This window comes from Alteromonas sp. AWJ4_199, from assembly GCF_056159165.1.
The window spans coordinates 454,772-476,843 of sequence record NZ_JBSWUR010000001.1; the positions used below are offsets into that span (position 1 = coordinate 454,772).

The 22,072-nt window shown below is 43.0% G+C and carries 20 protein-coding genes and 2 pseudogenes; 13 read left to right on the plus strand and 9 right to left on the minus strand.

Annotated features, from left to right (window positions below; all coding sequences use genetic code 11):
* The first annotated feature begins 22 nt into the window (after positions 1–22).
* From ACXAER_RS02075 to ACXAER_RS02090, 4 genes and pseudogenes are all read left to right on the plus strand, one after another.
* Positions 23–1,063: a methionine synthase gene (locus tag ACXAER_RS02075; RefSeq protein WP_474826130.1), complete on the plus strand. Its 1,041-nt coding sequence runs from the start codon at positions 23–25 to the stop codon at positions 1,061–1,063.
* Positions 1,064–1,130: 67 nt separating this feature from the next.
* Positions 1,131–1,244 (plus strand): annotated as a pseudogene (locus tag ACXAER_RS02080) (diguanylate cyclase domain-containing protein); the annotation flags it as partial.
* Between the two features lie 603 nt (positions 1,245–1,847).
* On the plus strand, positions 1,848–4,688 hold the full coding sequence (locus ACXAER_RS02085) for a TonB-dependent receptor plug domain-containing protein (protein WP_474826132.1): 2,841 nt from the start codon (positions 1,848–1,850) through the stop codon (positions 4,686–4,688).
* 232 nt (positions 4,689–4,920) lie between these two features.
* Entirely contained in the window at positions 4,921–5,439 is a 519-nt protein-coding gene (locus tag ACXAER_RS02090; RefSeq protein WP_474826134.1) for a hypothetical protein, read from the plus strand.
* On the opposite strand, the gene ACXAER_RS02095 is transcribed toward ACXAER_RS02090, so the two are convergent.
* Together ACXAER_RS02095 and ACXAER_RS02100 are read right to left on the minus strand one after the other, a co-directional pair.
* Positions 5,436–7,883, minus strand: coding sequence for a protein kinase domain-containing protein (locus ACXAER_RS02095; RefSeq protein WP_474826136.1), 2,448 nt, complete (start codon positions 7,881–7,883; stop codon positions 5,436–5,438). The two genes, ACXAER_RS02090 and ACXAER_RS02095, sit on opposite strands and share 4 nt — an antisense overlap.
* Before the next feature lie 17 nt (positions 7,884–7,900).
* Positions 7,901–9,475 carry a sigma 54-interacting transcriptional regulator gene (locus ACXAER_RS02100; RefSeq protein WP_474826138.1) on the minus strand — a complete coding sequence of 525 codons (1,575 nt, stop codon included), beginning with the start codon at positions 9,473–9,475 and terminating at the stop codon, positions 7,901–7,903.
* Positions 9,476–9,806: 331 nt separating this feature from the next.
* On the opposite strand from ACXAER_RS02100, the gene ACXAER_RS02105 reads away from it, so the two are divergent.
* From ACXAER_RS02105 to ACXAER_RS02115, 3 genes are all read left to right on the plus strand, one after another.
* Positions 9,807–10,754, plus strand: a complete 948-nt coding sequence (locus ACXAER_RS02105; RefSeq protein WP_474826140.1) for a hypothetical protein — start codon at positions 9,807–9,809, stop codon at positions 10,752–10,754.
* Between the two features lie 22 nt (positions 10,755–10,776).
* On the plus strand, positions 10,777–11,688 hold the full coding sequence (locus tag ACXAER_RS02110) for a hypothetical protein (RefSeq protein WP_474826142.1): 912 nt from the start codon (positions 10,777–10,779) through the stop codon (positions 11,686–11,688).
* Between the two features lie 82 nt (positions 11,689–11,770).
* The gene (locus ACXAER_RS02115; RefSeq protein WP_474826144.1) at positions 11,771–11,989 is read left to right on the plus strand and encodes a hypothetical protein; all 219 of its coding nucleotides are present in this window, start codon (positions 11,771–11,773) and stop codon (positions 11,987–11,989) included.
* 10 nt (positions 11,990–11,999) lie between these two features.
* Here the strand turns inward: ACXAER_RS02115 and ACXAER_RS02120 are convergent, their stop codons facing one another.
* From ACXAER_RS02120 to ACXAER_RS02130, 3 genes and pseudogenes are all read right to left on the minus strand, one after another.
* On the minus strand, positions 12,000–12,563 hold the full coding sequence (locus ACXAER_RS02120) for an SCO family protein (protein ID WP_474826146.1): 564 nt from the start codon (positions 12,561–12,563) through the stop codon (positions 12,000–12,002).
* 82 nt (positions 12,564–12,645) lie between these two features.
* Positions 12,646–12,918, minus strand: a pseudogene (locus ACXAER_RS02125) (YHYH protein); the annotation flags it as partial.
* Between the two features lie 15 nt (positions 12,919–12,933).
* The gene (locus tag ACXAER_RS02130) at positions 12,934–13,530 is read right to left on the minus strand and encodes a hypothetical protein (RefSeq protein ID WP_474826148.1); all 597 of its coding nucleotides are present in this window, start codon (positions 13,528–13,530) and stop codon (positions 12,934–12,936) included.
* Positions 13,531–13,834: 304 nt separating this feature from the next.
* Between ACXAER_RS02130 and ACXAER_RS02135 the strand changes: the two genes are divergently transcribed.
* Both ACXAER_RS02135 and ACXAER_RS02140 read left to right on the plus strand, forming a co-directional pair.
* Complete coding sequence (locus ACXAER_RS02135) at positions 13,835–15,025, plus strand: DUF3500 domain-containing protein (RefSeq protein WP_474826150.1); 1,191 nt, start codon at positions 13,835–13,837, stop codon at positions 15,023–15,025.
* Positions 15,022–15,621 carry a hypothetical protein gene (locus ACXAER_RS02140; protein ID WP_474826152.1) on the plus strand — a complete coding sequence of 200 codons (600 nt, stop codon included), beginning with the start codon at positions 15,022–15,024 and terminating at the stop codon, positions 15,619–15,621. Before ACXAER_RS02135 ends, ACXAER_RS02140 begins: the two co-directional genes overlap by 4 nt.
* A 17-nt stretch (positions 15,622–15,638) precedes the next feature.
* Here ACXAER_RS02140 and ACXAER_RS02145 read toward each other — a convergent pair whose 3' ends face one another.
* Entirely contained in the window at positions 15,639–16,088 is a 450-nt protein-coding gene (locus ACXAER_RS02145) for a GyrI-like domain-containing protein (protein ID WP_474826154.1), read from the minus strand.
* Between the two features lie 277 nt (positions 16,089–16,365).
* Between ACXAER_RS02145 and ACXAER_RS02150 the strand changes: the two genes are divergently transcribed.
* The 3 genes from ACXAER_RS02150 to ACXAER_RS02160 all read left to right on the plus strand — a co-directional run bounded on the left by ACXAER_RS02150 (position 16,366) and on the right by ACXAER_RS02160 (position 18,318).
* Entirely contained in the window at positions 16,366–17,250 is an 885-nt protein-coding gene (locus ACXAER_RS02150; protein ID WP_474826156.1) for an EamA family transporter, read from the plus strand.
* Between the two features lie 143 nt (positions 17,251–17,393).
* The gene (locus ACXAER_RS02155) at positions 17,394–17,648 is read left to right on the plus strand and encodes a hypervirulence associated TUDOR domain-containing protein (RefSeq protein ID WP_474826158.1); all 255 of its coding nucleotides are present in this window, start codon (positions 17,394–17,396) and stop codon (positions 17,646–17,648) included.
* A gap of 25 nt (positions 17,649–17,673) precedes the next feature.
* The gene (locus tag ACXAER_RS02160; RefSeq protein ID WP_474826160.1) at positions 17,674–18,318 is read left to right on the plus strand and encodes a DNA-3-methyladenine glycosylase; all 645 of its coding nucleotides are present in this window, start codon (positions 17,674–17,676) and stop codon (positions 18,316–18,318) included.
* A gap of 136 nt (positions 18,319–18,454) precedes the next feature.
* On the opposite strand, the gene ACXAER_RS02165 is transcribed toward ACXAER_RS02160, so the two are convergent.
* Together ACXAER_RS02165 and ACXAER_RS02170 are read right to left on the minus strand one after the other, a co-directional pair.
* Positions 18,455–18,694 carry a hypothetical protein gene (locus tag ACXAER_RS02165; protein ID WP_474826162.1) on the minus strand — a complete coding sequence of 80 codons (240 nt, stop codon included), beginning with the start codon at positions 18,692–18,694 and terminating at the stop codon, positions 18,455–18,457.
* A gap of 38 nt (positions 18,695–18,732) precedes the next feature.
* On the minus strand, positions 18,733–19,113 hold the full coding sequence (locus tag ACXAER_RS02170) for a VOC family protein (RefSeq protein ID WP_474826164.1): 381 nt from the start codon (positions 19,111–19,113) through the stop codon (positions 18,733–18,735).
* Between the two features lie 294 nt (positions 19,114–19,407).
* On the opposite strand from ACXAER_RS02170, the gene ACXAER_RS02175 reads away from it, so the two are divergent.
* Positions 19,408–19,803 carry a hypothetical protein gene (locus ACXAER_RS02175; protein ID WP_474826166.1) on the plus strand — a complete coding sequence of 132 codons (396 nt, stop codon included), beginning with the start codon at positions 19,408–19,410 and terminating at the stop codon, positions 19,801–19,803.
* A 54-nt stretch (positions 19,804–19,857) separates the two neighbouring features.
* Here ACXAER_RS02175 and recD read toward each other — a convergent pair whose 3' ends face one another.
* Positions 19,858–22,050 (minus strand): exodeoxyribonuclease V subunit alpha, encoded by a 2,193-nt coding sequence (gene recD / locus ACXAER_RS02180; RefSeq protein WP_474826168.1) that lies wholly within the window; start codon positions 22,048–22,050, stop codon positions 19,858–19,860.
* Between the last annotated feature and the right edge of the window lie 22 nt (positions 22,051–22,072).

Sequence of the window (22,072 nt, forward strand, 5' to 3'; positions counted from 1 at the left end):
TGATTAAAAGAAACCAAACTACATGAAAAAACTACTCCCCACCTCTATTGCAGGCAGTCTTCCAAAACCATCATGGCTGGCAGAACCCGAAACGCTATGGTCGCCTTGGAAGTTAGAAAATGAAGCGCTGGAAGAAGGTAAAAAAGATGCGCTGCGCGTTACACTTCAGGAGCAGACCGCTTCTGGCATCGACATTGTTTGCGATGGAGAACAAACCCGTCAGCACTTTGTGACCACATTCATAGAACATCTTGATGGCGTAGATTTTGAAAACCGTAAAACCGTGCGTATTCGCAATCGTTACGATGCTAGCGTACCTGTTGTAACCCAAGCGGTTACGCGACCAAAATCGGTATTTGTTGAAGATGCCAAGTTTTTAAGAAGCCAGACTGATCAGCCTATTAAATGGGCACTTCCTGGACCAATGACTATGGTCGATACCTTGTATGACGACCACTATAAAAGCCGCGAAAAGCTTGCATGGGAATTTGCAAAAATTTTAAACCAAGAGGCGAAAGAACTAGAGGCTGCGGGTGTAGATATAATCCAGTTTGACGAGCCATCTTTTAACGTGTTTTTCGATGAAGTTAATGAATGGGGTATCGCCGCATTAGAGCGTGCTATTGAAGGCTTAAAATGTGAAACCGCTGTTCATATTTGCTACGGTTACGGCATTAAAGCAAATACCGACTGGAAGAAAACGCTAGGCTCAGAATGGCGTCAATATGAAGAAAGCTTCCCTAAGCTAGCGAAGTCGAACATCGATATGGTGTCGTTAGAATGCCACAACTCCCATGTTCCTATTGAGCTGATTTCGCTTCTTAAAGGCAAAAAGGTGATGGTAGGTGCCATTGATGTTGCCACCGACACTATAGAAACCCCAGAAGAAGTCGCCGCTACTTTGCGCGAAGCATTGAAGTACGTAGACGCAGATAAGCTCTACCCTTGTACTAATTGTGGTATGGCTCCCCTTTCACGAGATGTTGCAAGAGGTAAACTTGAAGCACTTAGCGCTGGTGCTGCGATAGTAAGACGAGAATTAACCCTTAAGCGCTCTGCTTAACGCTAGTTTTATCAATTTCCTTCATATCTTTAAAGCAAGTTTGCAATAAGGCAAACTTGCAGCAAGCTTCGGCGTAGCTAGCGCTCCGAAAGTCGCCTACCACTTTGAAGCTTTGTTTGAAAACGCAGACAAAGCACTTTACCAATCGAAAAACTCGGGCAAAAACCGAGTTAATATTTAGTTTGATTGTTTATCCTCGATTAATAACCCGGCAATGAGCAACACATTTCTCACACGTGTAATTAGGGTGGTAGTAAGTGATTAAAAATAAGAAAAAGCCGCCTATGATTAACCTATTCGCAACAATTTAATTAACACTCTCAGCGCGTCGATAAAAGCACAAATTATTACGCTGAAATGCAAAACTAATTTTCATATGACCAATAGTTGACCTGCCAAACCAGATCCCCCAAATTTCGGTTGCAATATCTTTATTTTTATTGGAATGAGCTCAAGGTGAAATTAGGTCAATAAGCGCTCATTCACACCACAATTTGAACAATTGGTTATGAAAGAAACTAGATCTGCTCACGTTTAAAACAACGCCCGCAATACATAGCGAAACCCTACTATTTAATCAGAAATAAATTAAATGTTAACCACCTAAAAGGAGTGCGTTGTTTCATCGAAAAAAATTGATTTCGCTTGTTCCTGCTCATTAGAATGCGCGCCCTCTTAGACATAAGTATAAATCCGAATATAAATCGACATGGTAAGGCTTGCCTACAATTTTGGGCCTTATTTAACAACAAGCATATAAATTCTAATTCATTAGGAACAATCCATGAAAAACATTGCAACTGCTGTTCGGTTAGCATTGGCTGGTAGTGTCGCTCTGACATCTGGCAACGTAATAGCGCAAGATTCAACTACAGAAAGCGCTGATGTTGAAAAAATTCAAGTTACAGGTTCACGAATTTCTCGTCAGGGCGCAATCGCACCTTCGCCTGTTACCGCTATTTCTGGCGAGTCACTACTTAACTCTGGCGCGATGAACATTGGAGAGGTGCTTAACGAACTGCCTTCATTGGCGAATACGTTCTCGCTAGGTAACTCAAGTCAATTCATCGGTACTGCGGGTTTAAACATTCTAGACCTTCGCGGTATGGGCACCGACCGCACGCTTGTTTTGGTTGACGGTAAGCGTCATGTCTCTTCATCAGCGGGTACTGCTGCTGTCGATACCAACACTATTCCAACGTCATGGATTGAGCGCGTAGAAATCGTAACAGGCGGTGCATCTGCCGTATACGGCGCCGACGCTGTAACCGGTGTAGTTAACTTCATTCTTAAAAAGAATATTGAAGGGTTTGATATCAGCGCAACACAAGGCTTTGCGCAGGAAAACGGTTATAAAAATGATAAGTACCAAGCGTCTTATGGTTTTAACTTTGACAACGATCGCGGCAATATTGCTTTTGCCGCTGAATACAGCTCTCAAGAGTCACTAGATGCTTTAGACAACCCTTGGACTGCTACACCCTATCGCAACATGAGCTTTGAAAGCATCATGGGTTACGAGCGCAGTGAAGATCAATTAGATTCAACCGCCTACCCAGATGATATTTACACTGCTAACGCGGGTTACTACGTAATCAACAATGCGGGTGTATTCGGCGATGGAACGAAAACCTTCAACGCCGACGGTTCAATTAAAGACATCTATATTGGTGACCAAGTAGATGGTGTTTTCTGCGCAAACTGTGATTCTTTCAACCTTCGCCAGTTCACACAGCTACAGCCAGAATTCGACCGCACTAATCTAAACGTTAAGGGTAACTACGAGCTTAATGACGACACTACGGTTTATGCGCAAGCTAAATACGCACGCACTCGTGCTATTTCTATGGCGCAACCAGCGTTCTTTTTCTATAGCGATGAAACAACTATAACGCGCAACAACGCATTCTTAGATGACAGTGTTGCTGAGTACATGGACGCAAACGGTCTTGATAGTATTGAGCTTAACCGCATGATGACCGATTTAGGTGTTCGTACGGAAGCTGACGAGCGTGAAACCTATCGCTACGTGTTAGGTGTAGAAGGCTATATCAATGATGAATGGAACTACGAAGCGTTTGTAAACTACGGTAAAACAGAGCTCGAGCGTGAAAATCGCAACAATCTGATTTTGCAAAACTTCTACAACGCAATAGATGCAGTGGAAGATGACAATGGTAACATTGTTTGTGCATCAGGAAGCGAAGATGGCTGTGTTCCTCTTAACATTATGGGTTACGGTCAAGCTTCACAAGAAGCTATCGACTATGTGAATACCACGTCTGTAGGTACGAGCAAAATTGAACAGTACAACGCAGGCGCAACAATCGCCAACTCGGGTATCTACGAGTTGCCAGCGGGCTATGTAGGTTTCGCAGCAGGTGTGGAATACCGCAAAGAGAAAAGTGAAATTGATGAGCCTGAAAACGCTGCAGGTACCTTCTTTAATGCGCTAGGTGAAGACAAGGGTGAATACGACGTTTCTGAAGTATTCACTGAAGTTACTATCCCACTTCTTGAAGGTCTTCCAGGTGTTGATATGCTTACGTTAGACACTGCAGCGCGTATTGCAAACTATTCATCTATCGGCAATGCAAAAAGCTGGAAGCTTGGTTTAGATTGGCAGGTTTTCGAAGACTTACGTGTTAGAGCGACTAAGTCATCTGCCCTTCGTGCACCGAACATTAGCGAACTTTACGGTGAAGCCAGCCAGACGTTCTTCAATGTTGACGATCCATGCCGTACAGATAACCTAGAAAACCTAGCGAATGCCGACCAACGTATTGCTAACTGCGCAGCACTTGGCGTTCCGGCAGACTTCAACTCTGACTATGATGCGGCAACGTTGGAAGGCGTAAACGGTGGTAACATCGACCTTCAAGCAGAACAGTCTATCTCTAAAACCCTAGGTTTAGTTTATACTCCAGCTTGGTTTGAAGGCTTTACTGCGACAGTCGATTACTGGGAAATTGAACTTACAGACGCCATCACCAACATTGATGGTCAAACTATTCTAGACCGTTGTGTAGACTCTGAAACAGGCATCGATAATCCGTACTGTGGTCTTATCGACCGTGATTCAGAATCAGGCGAAATTACACAAATTCGCAGCTACGCACTAAACATTGCGGGTCAAGAAGCCAAAGGTGTAGATTTCGAATTAGGTTACGACTTTGATGCACTTGAAGGTGCGTTCCGTACAAGCCTAATTGCAACTTACCTAAAAGATCGTAAAGAGTTTCCATTCCAAGACAACCCAGAACTATTTTATCAAAACGCTGGTACTGCTGGTGAGTCTGACTGGCAAGGCGTATTCACGGTGAACTACAGCCGTGGCGATTGGGAAGCAAGCTGGAAAACGCGTTACATTGAGCGCGCCAGCATTTATGACAATCAAGACCTAGCGCTAAATCCTAACCCAAGTAATCGTATGGAACTACCTTCATACGCAGTAACTGATGTAACTGCGGGTTACAACTTTAAAAATGGTGTAAGCCTAACCGTGGGTATTGATAACCTGTTTAACCGTGCACTACCTACGGGTACAACCGGTACTGGCTCAACCGATGCTGCCTATGACAACATAGGTCGCTTTGGCTATGTAACCGTAGCGTACAAGATGTAACTTACGTTTAAACAAGTAAACTCAAAAACCGGCGTTTTTCGCCGGTTTTTTTATAGGTAATTTTCTAAGCCTACGTTGAATGTTTTCAAAGAAAAAACAACATCATTGTTCAAATAATAAACATTTACTATACTTTCTGCGCTTTCTAATAAGACAGTATTCATTAGGGCAAACTGGATTGTGCCGTATTTCAATCAACCATTGGTTTTTTGACGTTTTTAAGGAATAAACAATGAAAACGTACGTTTCTACTCATACAAGACATCATTTAAATTTAGATGCCAGTAAGTCGGCAGATAATGCTCGTGTTGAGCTCACTGTAGTCGATAAATCAGACCCCGACACTTGGTATATGACATTCTCCGAAAATAAGGTTGATGACTTTGTCACCTACATAAATCCAATCAAGTCTGACCAACCAGCAAATATTTATTTTCACATTATTAGCGACGAGCCTTTGACATTTGCGAAAGCAGGTACCACAACATCCTGCCAGGTTTTTCAAGGAGTTCTATTTGCTGTGGGTAATGAAGAACTTCAAAAAAATAAAGCTATTACAGTAGAAAGTGAAGGGAATAAATTATGCTTGAGCGTACTACCTAATAAGTTTTGGCGTAGTCCGGGGTCGAAGAATAGGTCGGGACAAGCAGGGAGTAAAATTGGCTTCCGCTTCGTGCTTCAAGATGAAAAGGGTAACGTATTTTACTCCCACGATCCGGTGATCATCGTGCCTGACTGGGAGATTGGTTAATCATTTAATTTAAACCAGACCATATCGAACCATTCGGCTGGCACGCCGTTATCTACTGCCTTTATATGATAAGAGCGTGCCGCCGAATCTTCACCCAACAAGCTGTATACCAAGCTTAAATAATAGAACGTAGATGGGTCCTGAATCGCGTGCCGCTCAATGTCCCATAGAACATCCTCCGCAAGCTTTCGTTGGTTTGTGTGCGCATAAGCTTGGGCTAGCACAAGCGAGTCAATTTTTGCCCGTTTTTCTATCATTGAAACGTTTGAAATCACTTGTTGATAATATTGGTTCGCTCGCGTTTCATCGCCGTATAGTTTTTCTGCGTCTGCGAGATTGATCAATACCTGCGGGTTGTCTGGAGATAGTTCATATGCCCTCCTTAAATGCATCAGTGCCAGTTGACCTTCACTTCTCATCATATATGCGAAGCCTATATTAGACTGTGTTATCGGAGTGTCACCTCTATTTAAACTTATCAAAGTCTCATAAGTTGCAATTACCTTTTCCCAATTACCATTGTAGTACTCTAAAATGCCATTTAGTTCTAAACCCTTAATGTGATTTGGCACGCGTTGAAACAAGGTATCGAGTACATCATGGGAGCTATCCATTTCACCTGTTTTAAATAGCATTAGTGCGTAGTTAAATAGGTGCTTTGCACCGGGTCGCTCTTCTACCAATTCAGACAATAGTGCCTTGCCTTTTACCGTCAATCCTTGTGAAAAAAACCACCTTGCGCGAAGCGACTTTATTAGTTCATCAACACTGTGATTCATTTCTAACTGCTTCAATAGCCTGTCAGCATCATCGAACTGCTGCGCAGATAAGTAGAATTCTGCCAAATAGTAAATAAGTTGATTAGAGGGTTCTGATGTATTCGCAACTAACTCAGAAGCTTTTTCTAACCATATTGACTCCTTCTTTAAGGAGTACTTGGCGCGATAAGCTTGTAATAAAAAAGAACAAATCTCTCCCACACTACACTTGTTATTGGGGATACTCTCTAGTGTATTCACGTACTCAGATAAAGTGATTTGCTTTGTCTGATAGGCTATGCGAGTTGTTATAATTTGCCGCATAACACTTTCGCTTTGAAAACTACTTATAATCTCTGTTTCCAACTTATTACCTAACCAATTTTGCAAAAACCGTTGCACAGAATCGTTTATAAATAAAAGGCGATCAGTAGGAATTTGCATATGCTGCTGGTCGGTGAGGACGATAGGATCGCCCTGCCAGCGACTGAAAATAATAGCGCACTGGCTTTTTTGGCAATCCATTTGTGTATAAAACACCTCATCAGAGGCTGTTACGTTTTTAATCTCTCTGATGTTCTCGGGTGTTTGGGAAAACCCATCCACTTCATCGGCTGCAACCATTTTGACTGTGTCTAAGTCGTTAAATACTTGCAAAGATGCTTGATAGACCGAAGCCTGAATCAGTGGTAAATCAACAATTTCCGAGTTTGAGTAAACATCTGGTCTTAAAACGGCAACGTAATGTGGTTCATCTGGAAGCGTGTACCATTTAAGCCAGCCTACTGTGCAAAGAACAGTAATGGCTATTCCCATAAACAACCAAAAAATACGATGTTTTACTGTTCTGTTTGTACCCTTATAGCTTGTCGATTCAAACGTACTTTTATCGAAAGACAACGTTTGATTGAATTGATCTTTGGCTAAAATTTGTTTTAATTGTGAGATAACAACCATGGCAGATTGAGGTCTGCCATCAGGAGCTTTATTTAGCAATTTGAGAATAAGCTCATCCAATTCACGGCACCCTGAATTGAGCGGTTGAGGCGTTTTGCTAACGATATTTTCCACGATGTTTTTAGTTGCACTGCGGTCGTTACCGAAGGGATGTGCTTGCATCACCATGCAATACATCAAAACGCCTAAAGAAAATAGGTCACTGCTAACACCCACATGACCTTGTTGTATCTGCTCTGGGCTTAATGCTAATACACTACCAGCCGTAAGCGTCGGCGATTGTTCAGTGATCGCTTTAGCAATGCCTAAATCACCAATTTTTAGACGGTTTTCTGAATCGAAGTATATGTTCTCTGCTTTAAGATCTTGATGCACCAGCCCAGCTTTATGTATCGCATGAAGTCCTTTGGCAATTTCAAGTGCATATTCTAATATTTGATGCCGAGTAAGTGGCGCTTTAGTTATTCGCTCAGCTAAAGTTTTACCATCCAAATATTCCATCACCAAAGCGGTTTGACAGTCAAAAGACTCGACGTCTAATAATGTTACTACATGAGGATGGTGAATAGATGCGAGCAGTCTTGCTTCGCGAACAATGTCGTCATGGTCTTGATAGTGAAGTACTTTAATAGCAACCCAGCGACTAACCCTTTGGTCAAATGCCTTATAGACAGTACTGCTGCTGCCTTCTCCAATCTTTGAATGAACGTCGTAATGCCCTATTTTCACATTCAGTAACTACAGCGCTAGCCTGCAAGCCCTATCTCAACCAACCGCCTTTTAAGTGCCTGTTTAGAAACGTGAAGCTTGTTTACCATTTTATCGACATTGCCGTTACAATCTAAGTAACTACTTTGCAGTTCATCGGTAGAGATCTTTCCAGCCCTTCTAATAGAAGGATTTGAATCAATTCGCTGATACAATGCAGCCCTAGATATATTTAACGCTGACGCTGCGAGTTTTATTTGCCACTTATGCGTTTCTAACGCGCAGAGTATTTCTTCATCACTGACGTCTCTTGGCTTTCTTCGCGGTAATTTTTCAACCCGACCGTCGGATTTCAAATTTTTAGCACTATTCGACTGCATGGCTAAGGCATGTTGAGCATGTAAATCCGCGCAGAATTCTAGCCAGTCAAAGGCATCTAAAGTATTACAACTCATCAGCTGAACACTGAGTTGAGTAGCAATGTTTTTCAGTTGCCTTACGTTACCGGGCCACGGCATGTTGCTGCACTGCGCAAAAAACCAAGCCCAGAAATTAAAATGCTGAGGTTCAGGGCTCACAATTTTTTCTACTTGACCAGTTTTTACTAACGCATCCATTAGAAAATGTGCAAGTAAACAACCAATATCCGCTTTTCGCTCGTTAAGTGGAGCAACATCTATGACGAGGCCGCTAAGGCGTTGAAGAAGCGGCATCTTGAATGACTCTTGCCCTATAAGTGACTCAAGATCTGCATCTGTTGCAGCGATAATTCTTGTGTTGAGCTCGAGTTCTTGGTCGCTTCCTACTGGTTGAACGACACCGGTTTCTAGTGCACGAAGCAGCGTTACCTGAACCTCGCTAGATGCCTCTCCTATCTCATCTAAAAACAAACTGCCATCATTTGCTTCTAAGAAACACCCTTTACGATTCATCGCGCCTGTAAATGCTCCCTTTACACTTCCAAAAAGCTCAGATGCGACCAACTCCTTTGGAACAGCGGCAATATTTACACTAACTAGCTTACCTACCTTTCTAGCGCCCGTGTTGTGTATTGCCTGTGCAATCAATTCTTTCCCAGTACCTGAATCACCCCGTATTAGTACCGGCGTTTTCAGCGAAGACACTTTACAAATTAGATTGCGAACTCGCTTTAGGTTGTCACTTACACCAATCAAACCAAGGTTATCTTCAAATTCGACGTTGGTGTGAGTAGTAAAATGACAAAGAAGCACTATTCTACTAGCCAAAATTACGGTGACCCCTTGCTGCAAATCTTTGGCTGTCATAGCTAGTTCATTAACAGATGCATTGTTTGTCGTTGATAATTGTATTGGACTCTGACCGCTCGACCACAGCCAATCTTTTTGCTTTTTGATAAGTTGTAGTGGTGTTCTGCTTAAAAACGGATCGGAAAGAGGCCGAGGGTTTGGATCATCAATGCCGTTTCCAAAAAGTGGAAAAAGACGAGAAATTTCGATGCTACTCGTTTCAGGTTGACACTGTTGACCAATGCGACTTAAGTCGGGATGAAAAATAATAGTTAGTGTTAGACGCTGTTTGGCATGACGAGCAGTTAACTGAAAAGGCACTTGTTTGAGCGTAGGACTAAACATAATCGTTCCATGTTCGCTGTTAGACCTTCACTGAAGACCCTTTTCAGTTCAAACAGCATGTCTGTTCAAATAATAATCAATGATACCTCCTATCGGCTATTTTTTCTACGAAAATTTCTTATTACTTTTCTGACATGTCATAAACATGAAAATGACACCAGAACCCTTACCATAAAAACCCTATACCATTGTAATTAAACAACTTTAAATTTGGCACGCTTCTTCTAAATAGATTGTTACAGCGGGGAAAAGGAGCAGCAAATCCCACGTTGTTTCCGCTTTAATCATTGATGATTAAACACTGTAAGAACAAATTTTAGAGGAACTAAAAATGACGTCTTCACAAGATGAAAATCAAGCCTACGAAGAACAACTGAGTAAGGTGATTCTGGCTCAAGAAGAAAACGAAAGAGAATTACTTGGCTTAGCAAACGTAAATGCCGTGGGTGCAGGCTTTAAAGATACCAAAGATAAACCCACCGACGAACTGTGTATTAAAGTCTTCGTTGAAAAAAAGCTTAAAGCCACTGAGTTAGATAAAGCAGATCTCGTCCCGAAAACTGTTAATGGCGTAAAAACAGACGTTATCGAGATAGGGAAAGTAGAGGCTCTGGCGTATACAGCGCGTCTCCGCCCTGCCCAACCTGGTTTTAGTATCGGTCATTACCGCATTACCGCTGGAACATTTGGTTGCATGGTCAGAGACACAACTTACCCTGGTCGTCATTACATTTTAAGTAACAATCATGTTTTAGCTAACTCAAACGCAGCAAAAGTAGGCGATACGATCTTACAACCGGGCAGAGTTGACGGCGGTCAAAACCCTGCTGATCGTATTGCCACATTATCTCGTTTCATTCCTATACGCTTTGGCAGTTTGCAAAATCACAATTTGGTTGATGCCGCCATCGCGCAACCGACAGACATGAGAAATGTCTTCGCCTCAATTAAAAATCAAGGTATTCCGAAGGGGATAGAAGAAGCAACACTGGGAATGCCTGTCACCAAGACTGGTCGCACGACAGAAACAACTAACGGAACCGTTACAGCAGTAAATGCAACTGTGGCAGTCAATTTTGGTTCAGCCGGGACCGCCTATTTCAAAAACCAGTTTATGACTGCTGACATGTCAGACGGTGGAGACTCGGGCTCTGTCGTTCTGTCTCGAAACAGTAAGAAAATCGTGGGGCTTCTTTTTGCAGGATCAAGTCGCGTTACCATTTTCAATAACATTCACAACGTAATGATGGCGTTAAATGTTACGCCAATAACAGCGTAAACCTATACAAGGAAAAAGTATTATGTCTATGTCAAACGATCTACATGAGATGAATCAAGCACTTATTTCTGAAATTCAAGCACAAGAGCAAAACGAGATTGCGCACAGTCAACACGAAATGCATCGACAGGGTCTACAATCGCAGTTAGAGGGTAATTGCTGTGAAGATAGCTTAAAGCTTGCTGGTGTTGACGCAAAAGCGGTGGCAGAGCTTGAAGAAAAAGTAAATGAAAAAGACAAACAGGACTATGACGCCATTGAAACAATGATGTCTGAAGAATCTTATAGTGAAATTGGAAGTGTCCAAGCATCAACTATCGAGCCTGGCATTGTTCCCGAAGGTGCACAAATTATAACGCCGAGTTGGCATAGTGGGTTTTCTGATACTCTAGAAGACAATAGTATGGCAAACGCGAGCGACGTGTCAGCACAACCTGTACTTGGTGGCGGTGTCGAAAAGAACTATTGGAACTGGGCTAGCGGCGCTGGAATGGGGTGTGTTGGCGGCGTTGGCCAGAATACACAAACTGCTACGTGGGTGTTCTGGTTCCGCCCAACTCAAAGTCGATTCTATACAATCAACCCTCGTTTTGTCTTTAATGGCTATTATATCGCTAAAGCAAACGACAAATGGTACAACTGTAAAAATGCAAAGGTCAGAATTACCGCTGAAACGCAGGCATACCAATATAACTGGAAACATAGCGATGGTGTAAACCTTATAAATATCAGCTCTGGAAACATCAATATTAATAAGCGTTTAGACGATGTCCGCTATACGAATTACTCTGCTTTACTTGGTAAAGATGACTGGGCGGCTGTAGTCTGTCGAGTTCGCCTGTATGTTCGGGCTCAAGGTGGTGGCTCATACGCTAAGAACGACTTTTCAACGGGTGCGAATAAATTAGCTGTTCCTCACGTGATTGTAAGATAACGTATCAAACACACAGCTATTTCAACGAAGCGCTTGCGAAGTTTGTAAGCGCTTCATACTAAAAAATCTAAGGAATTAAGTCATGACTAGTCAAGACGCGCTGTCTAGTAAACGTCAAACTCTTGAAGCCATTGCCATGGAAACGCCAGGCGTGGTAGGTATCGCTGAAGGTATCAGTGATTCAGGCTCACCGTGTATCAGAGTGTTATTAAGTGAGAATATTAACAAAGATAAACTCCCAAGCGTTTTTCGCGATCCCAATGTGGAGCTGGAATACGTTGGTACACCAAACGCTCAGTAATGTGCAAAAACTATTTTTGCCGTAGCGTCTCGATGTCCTTTATCAAGTACTGAACTGATGCGGCGTTTAAGCCATTATAAATTCCTCGAATATGCTTGTTTTTGTCAATAAGTAACAGGCTTTCTGTATGCAGAAAATCTTTGTTCTTTTGAATATTACCTAGGTCTTCACTAGCGAAATACGCTTGTTTGGCAATAGTATAAATCTCTTCTTTATCGCCGGTTAGTAGGTACCATTGCTCGTTATTGATCTTGTTTTTAATGGCATAGGCTTGCAGTACTTCGATAGTATCTGTTGAAGGTCTTATTGAGTGCTGAACTATTTTTACTTCATCAATACCTTCGAACGTTTCTTGTACTCGTATAAGTTTCGAACGCACTGTGGGGCAATTACCTGGGCATGTGCTGAAGAAAAAACCCGCGACGTAAATTTTGTTGTCGAGATCCTTGTCGCTAATTGTGTTACCGCTTTGGTCGGTAAAGCTAAAAGCAGGAATACTGTGAAAAGAGGATAAGTCTACTTCACCCTCTGATAACCAATAAGGCGAAAATGAGGCATCTTGGTAGTATGGCAACTCCTCAACATTGGCGCTGTTGGTCTTTTCGGTTAATACTTCGGGCTTTTAAAGTGATTAAATACTTCATAAAAAGCGCAGCTTAATTCACTCCGTTTGGCGTACCCTGAAAATCACCTGGAAAAATAAGGTAATAATCGCCGTTTAGGTATTGTTCAGTTGAGACATGGTAATGGTACTCGCCTGCCTCATTTGATGGGTCGGTGAATTGAGTGATACCCACATGGCCAGTTGATGCATCGAGATCGGTGGGATAGTCGGCGCTTGAATAACAACGTCTACCGTAAATAAAGAAGCCGTCTGACATAATACCTACCAAGCTATCGTCGTCATAAGTAATCGCTTTAGGTTCAAGGTGATAATGATAGGTTTATCGGCCGGTATGTGCACCGTTTCTATCAAAACCTTGTATTACGCCCAGTGAAACATCGCCGTTACCTTCAGAGTCATTAAAAATAGGCGCACCACTGGTGGCAATACCTATTGCACCTAACGGAGTTGCAGAAGAAGAGTCAGCCAACTCAGGGGTTACCGGTACCGTAAGTTGGAACAAATTAACATAATCCTCGATATCTCCGGGTGAGCGCTGTTGATCAAATAAATCTGCGTCTTCAGACGCTACATAAAGGCCGCTTTCATTTCCTGAATCCCAATAGGAAGGAGTGTGGTTAGGCTTGCCATTCGCTTCAACGGTTACAGTACAGCCGTCTGAGGAAAGTACAGCAGTCACGTTTGGTGAGGCGTTAAATTCTAAGAAAATGGCGGGTAAGGTTGCTGCCGGATTACTGCAGGTACCGGCAGTGCTATCGGTGCCACTATTACCAGTGCTGCCTGAATCTGCGCCGCTGTCTGTAGATGAGTCGGCATCGGCTGTTAAACTATTATCGTCTGTGCCCGCGCAAGCGGCGAGCGTTGCAACCATCGCCATTGTGATTAATGGACGCGCCAAAGAAATAGACTTTTTCATAACTGACTACCTCAGTAACCGTAATTTTTATTAATTTGTAACTGAACGATACTGAAAGTTTGTGCAGAGAATGTGCAGAAAGCGCACAAATAGTAATGAAAATAGCGCCAATAAAACTGCAATGGCACTACTTATCATTATTTGTAACGCAGCGTTGATAACTATAAAGGTAAACACATTGTCAGAGTCACAAAGTGGTCGACGTTGATCCATATTGTTCTCAATGAAATAGTAAAGAGATTGAATTACTTTAATGAAGTATTAAAGTCACTAAGTAGCCCTAATAAAGCAGGAACACTTGCCCATGAACGTATCTAATCGATTCAAAGTCTCTACCAGTATTCTTGCTATCGCCCTCGCGTTATCACCTTTTGCATTTTCTCAAGATCACCCAAAAGGCACGCACCCGGATGGACCACCGCCTCCGCGCCCCGACACGCCTGAGACCTTAGCCATAAAAGCTCGAATGGGCGATACAAGTACGCTTATGGGTTATATTAGTGTTCCTGTTTCAACAGACGAATGCGAGAATGATGATCATATTACGTCGCTGATATGTCTCATCTCACTGCTAAAATCAACCTTATCTGAAGACGCGTTATCACACATACAAACAGAATATTCTGTGGAAGAGGCGAAAAACTGGAGTAATTTACCAGCCGGTGCTTTCCCCGAGCGCCCCGGTATCTTTCTGGGTGAACTTTCCATTGAGCAAAGGGGCATTGTTAAAGCGATTTTGAAAGAGGCCGCTAGTGAAACCATGGATGAAGGTTTTGACGAGATGGTGCAAACACTTAATGCCGATGACTACATTGGCACCATTAGCACCGACTATAAGGCGGCGTATTCGTCCTACAACGGTAAACTAGCTTTTTTAGGTGAGCCCACAGTAGACGGACTTTGGGAACTATATTACGGCGGTCACCATTTCGCCTTTTCAAATACTTATAACAACGGAAAGCTTATCGGCGCTACGCCATCCTTTCGGGGAATTGAGCCCTTCCCTTCTTTCGAAATGAACGGGCGTGAAAATAAACCGCTTTTGCAAGAACGCGATGCGTTTGCAAAATTGCTCACCTCACTCACCAGCAAACAGCAAGAACAAGCCACCTTAAAAGGGACTTACAGAGACATTATTGCAGGCCCGCAGTTCGATGATGCCATACCCAGTATCCAAGAAGGCTTAGCGGTGTCCTCTTTATCTAAGGAACAAGTCTCTTTACTAAAAGAAGCCATTTATACCTATGTCGGTGATATCAATGAAACCGAAGCTAGTGAGTACATGGAGAAATATGCAAATGAGTTTGATAGTACGGTTATTGGATTCTCTGGTACGACAGCGCTGAACTCTGAGGATGATTATGTGCGCGTTCACGGTCCTTCTCTTTGGATAGAATTCTCAATGCAATCTAATAAGTCTACAAATAAACCAGGTAACCACCCTCACTCTGTTTGGCGTGACAGACAAACCGATTATGGTGGGCAAGACCAGTGATAACCTCAAATACATTGCAGGGCTTTCATTTATTTTTGCGCGCTTTATTATGCTGTTTAACTGCGTTCACATGCTCCGTAAATGCCCATTCATTACCGGGCAGTGAATTGGTATTCAAGGATAGAGATCCGAAAGCGGCATTATCTTTAAGCTTTCCTTTAGAAGAGTTTATAATTGCAGCGCCAGAACTAGACTTCATAGAGCGTGCTTCCAATCTCGGCGATTTAACAAGTGTAGAGAAGTCACAGTTAAATCAGTATTTCAGCCAGCATATTCAGCTTAAACCCGTCAATGTTCAGTCAAAACACGCATTCTTATCGCCCTCATTGCACTCCCTTACAGTTACTGAAGCATTTAATGAGCATGTAGGAAACTATAAACGGGTTAAAGTGCAATTTGCATCAGATATAAGCACACTACAGCGTGATTTGTTCCCGCTAGCCCTGCGCTATGACGCGATTATGCATGAGATAAGAAGCCACAGGGTGGCGGTATTTTTTGAGAGTGCGCAAAGCGGTAAAACGAAACTTACAGACTTTGTTTACAGCGAAGTTAATGGTAATCCTACCGTGCATGTCCTCTCCCCGCCTAGTTGAACGAAAGCACTTAGTGGTTACTTTATCGCTATGTATACATCAATGTGATTGCCGTTTACATAGTGCTCGAAATCTACCGTGAACGTCCTTTCATACTTCGCGTTTTCTTGGGTAAAGTATTTCCAAACATCGGTCCATGCATCAATAGCGATTTGCGGCATTTCTCCTTGCTTCGTGAAAACAAGATACTTCCCCGGTGGAATAGTGATGTTTTCGACTTCTATATTTTCTGGCTCTTTCTCACCATCATAGCCTGCTAACACTGAAAAATTGCCAGCATGATCACTTTCATAGTTAAAGTACACCCCATACACGCGCTCACCGCCCACATAATCCACAGGTATGGTGTTGTCAAAGCGTTGCCATAGTGCGGGAATTTTTCCGTCTTGAGAAAACTCAGCTTCGTTATTCGTTACCACCGAAAAACCGCTTATGTATAATGGAGCAGAAAGGTGTCTTATTTCCATATCAATATTCCTTGATAATTTGCTTAGGTAATACAATGATGTTACTTGCATAATAAACGTATATTACGCCACTACTTTGCTTTGTCGAAAATAAACAACTCGTTTATCACGCGGAAAGTGAAATAAGTTGTTTTTCAAGAAGATATAAACGCCTTGGTAAAGCTGTAGTTTAAGCTGTTATAAAACCTAGTTTTTCGAATTTTCCCGCTTATAAACGAGCATTTCGACTTCAGAACAAATATAATCCTGTTTTAACTCTTTGAAACTGCAATACATTGTGAATCGACGTTTTTTACTTGCCATACTCGCAGTGCTTTTGGCCATGATAACTATCCAATCGGGAGCATCATTTGCCAAACAACTCTTTCCTATCGTGGGGCCTGAAGGTACAAGCGCCCTGCGCGCATTCTTCGCGGCCCTAGTGTTAACAGTAATTTTCAAACCTTGGAAAGCAAGCTTAAGTGCAAGAGGATGGCGAAACGTCATTATTTATGGCGCCTGTTTGGGGGCAATGAATATCATCTTCTACCTTGCCATTGCGCGTATTCCTTTAGGTATAGGCGTTGCGCTTGAATTCACAGGACCATTGGCGGTGGCCTTTTTTAGCGCAAGAAAAAAACGTGATTTTGCGTGGGCCATTTTAGCCGTTGCTGGCGTTTGTTTACTGCTTCCGGATATTTTCAGTGCATCAGCAGAAGGGCTAGATCCTATCGGCGTAATGCTAGCGCTAACCGCAGGAGCTTTTTGGGCCGGCTACATTGTGTTTGGTAATAAAACAGGCAATGAAGGTTCAGGCGGCGTTACGGTTACCTTAGGTATGCTAGTAGCCGCCATTTGTGTGGTACCTATTGGTATAGTGAGTCAAGGCAGTGCTTTATTATCTTCAGAGGCGGTCCTTATAGGCTGCGCCGTAGGGATTTTTTCATCCGCTATTCCCTACACCTTAGAAATGAGCGCCATGCGCAATATGCCCAAGCAAACTTTCAGCATAATGATGAGTGTAGAGCCTGCTGTTGCAGCTGTAGCAGCGTTTATCATTATTGATGAAACCCTTACACTGACTCAGTGGCTTGCAGTAGCTTTAGTGGTCATAGCTACCGCTGGAAGTTCTGCTACTCAAAAACAAGTGCCCGAACAAAAGCAGCTTGAAACGCTTTCTTAGTGTTTCAAGCTTTGTTTATTAGCTCTTTTTACCTTAATCACCAAACCTTTGTTCCCTGTACCTTACTTGGCTTTACCTTTACGTTTCTTCTTTTTTGCTGTGTTGCTTTATGAACTAAGCAGCTATTTTCACCGTTTAACACTGTGCACATAGTAAAACTAGCGCTAACGGGAATGATGATGAAGCACTACGCGGTAAATACAGAAGTTGAATGGGAATGGGGTAATGGCAGTGCCACAGGCAATATAAGAGAGAAATTTACCAGCGATGTAGAACGTACTATAAAAGGCTCATCGGTAAAGCGTGAAGCGAGCGACAGTGACCCTGCCTACCTTATTGAACAAGACGACGGCAGTAAGGTTTTAAAATCTCACAGCGAAATTAAAAAATCGTCGTAACTTGCCTTTAAATCCATTTTGAAAAATGCAGCCTTCTTTTTTCACTGACAGTGATGTAGTTAACGTAGCGAGGTCACTTGTTGGCAATTTTCTTTTTAGTCGTGTCGGTGGTTCACTTACCGGAGGAATGATCACAGAAACTGAAGCTTATTGCGGTGAACGGGATCTAGCCATGCAAAAACACCTATTGCGCCGGCCCTCGTCTGTAACAACGCTTAAGAAGAAGGGCGGCATAGCCTACATCTATAAGGTTTACGGTTACCACAGCATGTTCAATATTGTCACTAACGAGGTGGGCTATACTGATTCTGTGCTTATCCGAGCAATCAGTCCTACCGTGGGCTTAGATAAAATGCAAAAACGACGAGGGACAAACATTGCGTTGCGTAACTTATGCTCTGGCCCGGCGAAGCTTTCACAAGCTTTAGCGTTAACACCTGCGCTAAACGGCAACCCCGTGGTAAACAACAATACTATCTGGTTTGAGAGCAACGCCGAATTTAACGCCGCCAAAAGTATTACCAGCGCCCCCCGCATAGGCATAGATTACGCCAGAGAAGATAAAAACGAAGATAGAAAAGAAGAAAGAAAGTACGATAAAAGCGAAGCGCATGCCACACGGGATGATACAAGCCTACCTTGGCGCTTCACACTGAAATCGGGTGTATGAACAAGCTTAATGCCTTACTTCGCACTATCTTTACTCAAGCCTAGTTAGTTAGGGCATATGTAAGCTTACAGTCTATATACTTCAGCAGTTTGTTTACTACCCTTGGTACGGCGATATCCCCATTAGCATTTTTGGCTTATACAAAAATATCACAGTCATCGTACTGAATTTGCTGGCGGATAACATAGTCATTGAGTTCGTCAAACAGGGTTTCCTTTAACGGCACCATACCGACAAAAACATCAGCCTTTTGATCATCAACATGCCCATCGCGTTTAATAAAATAAGCGCCTTCAATTTCTCGTTTTAGCGTATACGCCTGCATGGCATCTAACTTTGTTAAGCGAAAGTGCACGCTAATTTGGGGTTCTGTCACTGTAAATCTCAGCTTTTATCTCGAAGTTTATCTAGAGGTTACCGCTTTATTTCTACTTTCCAAGGCGGGTTTAGTCTGTTCTCTCCTGCCCAATAAAGCTTTATTTTATTGCCAGATGGGTCTTTTAAAATAGCTTCTTTCCAAAGGTAGCGTTGTTCGGTTGGCGGTTGCTCAAAATGAATACCCTTTTCTACAAGCGATGCATATAGCTCGTCTATCGCTTCATGCTCAAAATAAATCACGCTGTGATTTTGTACGCTTTCGCTTTCTAAAGAGAGTGAAAACGTAGAGCTGCCTTTAGGGCAAGTAAACCTTGCGTAATGTGGTGTATCAACAATTTGGGTGAACCCAAGTGTAAGATAAAACTCAACCGCTTCAGTCATATTGGTAACAGGCAGTGTAACTTGATTCAATTCCATGATCACTTGCTCCTTATATAAGATATCTAAACCGCGCTAGCTTGCTCGTTATTACCCGAAGGCTAACCTTAGCCTTTACAAACTAAAGCCAATAAAACCAATAATACCTCAGTAAGCCTCATTGAGTCTGCTATCTATTTGAATAATGACTTATTCACACTTTAATGCGGGCATAGATTTGAACGCTTTAGACTAGCTTTGCTTCTGCTTGATCCACATCAACGCAGGACAAACGTAACTCCACCACAATAAAGTCATCAGAATTACCTCGTGAAACTTTGTATGCTAACGCTAGTGAATGATACAGATGCAAATGATGATATTGTGCCGGAGTCACATGGGCTATATCGGCTGCATATAAAGCCGAATACGCAGATGGCGATAGAAAACAAACCTGTTTTCGGTGCGAACATTACGTTACACAGCAGTTTATTAAAGCACGATCACTTTGTTGCGACACCCAATAATATATTGGGCTGGCTAGATCATTTCGGCTTGTCGCACTTCTCCATAAAAGCCGAAACTAATCGCCTAGAAAATGACGACATTTCTGTGCTTTTGCCTTCACAGTTTTTAAACGCTGAAGGCGGCATTTTGCGCGTAACCGCCCCCACCCGTATTTATCTAATCAGCAAAACCCCTATTGAAATCAACAAACACGGCCTGTGTCTGTTTACGCCTGTAAAATAACAACGCAGAAATGTACTCTGACCCCAAAATTTTGGGGTCAGAGTACATTTTATTCTACTCGAATTCTGGGGTGACGTGTGATGTGCTCTTTAAGTGCAGGCTGATTGCTTCTGACAACCCTGAATAGCGCTTATCTACTCGCTGAACCATGTGGCTAAATGTCGTATTGTCTGAAATGATCAAACAACCATCTTTGGCTCGGGTTAAGCCGGTATACACCAGCCCTCGATGAAATAGGTTGGCGGCCTTGTCGCTATCGGGCCTGGGCAGTATAAGTACAACGTGGTTAAATTCAGAGCCCTGGGACTTGTGAATGGTCATGGCATATACGGTTTCAAACTGCGGCACTCTAGATAACGATATGCTGCGTAACACTTGTTTTTGCATTTGGTTTTGTACGCCAGTAACATTCTCAAGCGTACCTGACGAGGTTTGTTGGTCTGCACCTTTGACGTCTTGGTAAAACCATGCATACAGCTTACCCGTGCTATCAGGCCAGATTACACCTACTTCACCGTTAGATAGCCGCTGTGGATGATGATTCTTTACAATCATAATGGGCTGACCTTGATAGAAGTGCCCTTCTCGCTTTTTAATTTTGTGCTTGATGGCATCGAAAACCAAGCTATTTAGGCCCTCTACTCCCATTGCACCCTTGCGAACCGGTGTGAGCCACCTAACATAGTTTAGGCGGTTAAGCGCTTCTTCAGCACTATCGGCATCAAATATGGGAAAGAAACTTTCTTTAGCCAACTCATGTAAATCACGACTGCCAACTTTATCTTCTGACCATAAATGCACGCCTTCTTTTAAACGTGTTTTTGTATAAGCCGCTAGGTTTGCGGTTTTACTACTTTCATCGCTTTCTTCGGCGATGGCAGCGATCGCTCCACCAGCATCCCCTTTCTGGATTGCCGTTGCAACTTTCGCCACCTGCCCCTTGAAGCGCTGAGGTGCTTGAAGAGTTGCTACATAACTTTTTGCCTGCTCATCAACCGGTAACAAGGGCAAATGCGGGCATAGCGTAGCAATGTGCTGACGCATCAACGATGACACGCCACCTAAAGAAAGCGCGTCATCATGAGTGTTTGAACTAAGTGAGCTATGTTCGCTGTTTGTGCCATTTGGCACATTCGCGTTTTCGTCGAAACCTGCTGCCCCGGTGCTAACTAGCTGCTCTAGCACGTTGCCAAGCTCGACTGCTGGAAGCTGGTCGGCATCACCGATAAAATACAGTCGTGCATGGTCTGGCAATGCGCGAACAATGCGCGTCATTAACGCTAGGTCGACCATACTTGCCTCATCGACGATGAGCACATCGGCGGCTAATTGGTTGTGCTGGTTGTACTTGGTCGATACACCGTATTCCCGCAAACCTAACAATCTATGCAGCGTTACAGCATCAGTAGGCACGTTATCAAGCGCAGCATCTTCCACCTTGCCGCGAAGCCCTTCAATGCTGTTAACGATAGACTCGGTCATACGTTGCTGCGCTTTACCGGTGGGGGCAGCCAATACAATATTTAGGTCTTTGTCACACGCCTGTAGCGCCAGTAATAGACGTAACACGGTATAGGTTTTACCCGTTCCAGGCCCACCGTTTATGACACAAAACCCCTGCATCAAGCTTTTAGCAACAGCAATTTGCTGCCAATCTTGTTTATCTGTAATTTCGGTAGGGAATATAGCGGGCCACAGCTGCTTTACTTTATCATTTGCGTCTTCTGTTAACGGCGTAAGCGCCGCTCGCTTCACTATGTCTCGCGCTACCTCTTGTTCAAACTCATAATAGCGACGGCTATACAGCTTGCCGTTTTCATAAACAAATAGCTGAGCAACTTGTTCGTTCTCCAAAGCGCTTTTTACAATTTTTAGTAAAGACGTAAGTTGAGGTAGTACTAAACCTGTCTTAAGGGCTTGTTCTGGCTCTTGTTGATATATGACCGCTTGGGAATTGTGAATAGATGATGCACTTTCGCGTTCTTGCACTTCGGTCATCGAACCAACGGTTTGCCCGGTGTCGTCTTCCTTAAACAGGGTTGTTCCAGCTACTTCTTTAAGATAGATACAGCTATGCCCATTACGCTGCATATATGACAAATACGCCAGCACTCCAGCCCAGATAAACCTCTCTTCTTGTGCGAGTTCATCAATAAAGCCAAATTCTTTTGCGACAAATTTGTCGATAGCTTCGATGCCAAACAAGTTATCGAAAAACGACGATACAGAATGTTGATTGTTGTTCATTATTTTCCTAACTATATTGTCC